Below are 1,880 nucleotides of genomic sequence, written 5' to 3'. Positions count from 1 at the left end.
GGTCGAGTAGATACATCCGTTACCGAATGTATCCCTCACAGAATTCCGGACGTGCGGCTTTTCCGCATCCGGCTCTTTACGAAACGCATTATTCAACAATTATCCGTAAATACTGACATATATTTTCGCCCTCGCTAAAGGATAGGCTGTATCAATCATTTCAAGAAACCCTGACCATGTATAGCTCTTTTTCTGACTTCTTCTATTAAGCCAGTAATGAAGACTTCTCATGACCTGGTATCTAAAAGCAGACAGACTCCGCCCATTATCAGTAATGCCGTAGTAATGATAATAACCAACAAGTATCTGATTCAGCTTAGATATAATGTCTTTCAGTTTATTCGCTCTCATTGACCGAATTTTCTGACGAACTTCTTTGCACTTTTTATTAAATTTTATTCTGCTGGTTTTCCTCTTCACTCTGAATTTCCCATTCTTATTACAAGAACAGTAATGCGTAAAGCCAAGGAATGTGAAAGTTTCTGGCTTGTGTCCATTTCTCTCACAGTTTTCTTTTGCAAACCGTCCAAACTGTATCAGTCTGCTTTTATCTTCCTGTAGGCTCAATCCAAAGTGTCTCATTCTACGTTTAAGTAGTTCATAGAACATTACGGCATCTTCTTTGTATTGAAAGCATACAACAAAATCATCCGCATATACTACCAGACCACTATATCCTTTAAGTTTAGGGACAATTATCTCTTTGTACCACCATACCAGTACATAATGCATATATATGCATGATATTATTGGTGAACAGACTGAGCCTTGTCCTGATCCTTCTTCCGTCACCTCATATCGAAAGTTTTCCATCACTCCCGATTTTAGTATTCTTTTCAGGAGTCTGGCAATATTAGGATCTTTGATCTTTGATTCTACGAACTTCATTATCCATTTATGGTCAAGATGATTGAAGAACGATTTGATATCTGCATCTAATATATAACTGCTCTTTTCCCTTTCAATCATATAGTTAAGTTTTCTCAAAGCCATGTGACATCCTCTGTTAGGACGAAATCCCATCATCTCATCATAAAAGCATGGTTCAAATACTGCTTCCAGTATTCGTTTCAGTGCTTCCTGCACCAGTTTGTCTTCATAACAATAGATGCTAAGAGGCCTTGTTTTCCCATTATCCTTCGGAATTTCTATTCTTCTTGCTGGTTTCGGCTTATATGCCTTCTTCCTCAGTCTGTCCACAAGGTTTTCTATATTTTTATCAAGGTTCTTATCATAGTCCTTCTTTGTTATCCCATCAATTCCAACTGCTTTATTTCCATCCATCTTATTATGACATTCTTTCAGCAGTGATGTTGAAATCAGGTGTCCTATGGATGTAAAGACCATATCTGGATTTTCTCTGGATAATTGTGATATTCTCTCCAATTTTGTTTCCATTATTGTCCCTATCTCTGAGTATAGATAATGTTTCCTTTTCGATATAGTTCCGCAGGCCTGAACTATGAGGAATAGTTCATTCTCGACTTCCCTCCAACACTTATCTTATTCATGCTTTCACTGGTACTATTCGGGCCTCCGACTACCTGTACGTCATCTGACATCCTTATTTATTTGTTTGCCATACCATATCTATACGCAGTATTTATGGAACGTACAGGTTCTCTCCAGTTGATGCAGCATCATTGTGTAACATGAATAGCTCTACGACACCGCAGCAGAGTACGAAATCTTGCCATAACGATAAACTTACCTATAGCCTTCTGCTATGTCAACAGCATCGGCCTGCTGGATTAGGGTCTTTCGATGCTCAATCACTATCCCTATTACCTATCTTCCTACGCTTAACCTTCCCGATTGCTCTGGCTGGCTCAAGGTCGTTACCGGCGGTGTGGCTAATACCTTACCGGATGGGATTTCCA

The 1,880-nt window shown here is 39.1% G+C and carries 1 protein-coding gene; it reads right to left on the bottom strand.

Annotated elements, in window-relative coordinates:
- Positions 1 to 99: 99 nt before the first annotated feature.
- A complete protein-coding gene (ltrA, locus tag WMO75_RS19430) occupies positions 100 to 1,398 on the bottom strand; it encodes a group II intron reverse transcriptase/maturase (protein WP_118699513.1) in 1,299 nt (432 codons plus the stop codon).
- Between the last annotated feature and the right edge of the window lie 482 nt (positions 1,399 to 1,880).

The sequence above is a fragment of the Blautia intestinihominis genome (assembly GCF_040096655.1).
GTDB lineage: Bacteria > Bacillota > Clostridia > Lachnospirales > Lachnospiraceae > Blautia_A > Blautia_A intestinihominis.
This window is presented reverse-complemented; position numbering and strand designations above follow the sequence as displayed.

Bases quoted from the DNA above. Each gene is read 5' to 3' on its own strand.
- ltrA (WP_118699513.1), bottom strand. From the start codon at position 1,398: ATGGAAACAAAATTGGAGAGAATATCACAATTATCCAGAGAAAATCCA.